1 protein-coding gene is annotated in these 401 nt (G+C 54.9%); it reads left to right on the top strand.

Annotated features, from left to right (window positions below; all coding sequences use genetic code 11):
• A partial coding sequence (locus Ga0074115_RS15560) for a sterol desaturase family protein (protein WP_408642721.1) occupies positions 1-268 on the top strand: 268 nt, incomplete at its 5' end.
• Positions 269-401 lie beyond the last annotated feature (133 nt).

The following is a 401-nucleotide window of genomic DNA, read 5'->3' as shown; positions in this document are numbered from 1 at the left end:
CCCTGATATGCACCGCGTACACCATTCGGTAGAGGATGATGAGGCAAACAGCAACTTCGGCTTCAGCCTGCCTTGGTGGGATCGGTTGTTCGGCACTTACCGTGATCAACCCAGAGGAGGTCATGAGAGCATGACCATCGGTATCCATAAATACCGCGACCCGAAACAGGTCAACCGCTTACCCGGCATGCTGGCGCTGCCCTTTATCGGCAAGATCAGTGGCTACGCCATCAATCGCCGCGAATGGAGCAATAGCGATGAGAAGTAAAACACTTCGCTGGCTGCTATTTGCCCTGTTGGCATCGGCAATTTCTCTGACCATTCTCTACCGAGACCATCTTGATGCAGCTGCCCTGCAGCAGTGGGTAGAGAGATCGGATCCCGCCGCTCCACTGCTGTTC

This window comes from endosymbiont of Ridgeia piscesae (assembly GCF_001443665.1).
GTDB classification, from domain to species: domain Bacteria; phylum Pseudomonadota; class Gammaproteobacteria; order Chromatiales; family Chromatiaceae; genus Endoriftia; species Endoriftia persephonae.
The sequence above is the reverse complement of the archived record's forward strand: the minus strand, read 5'-3'. Positions and strand labels throughout refer to the sequence as shown.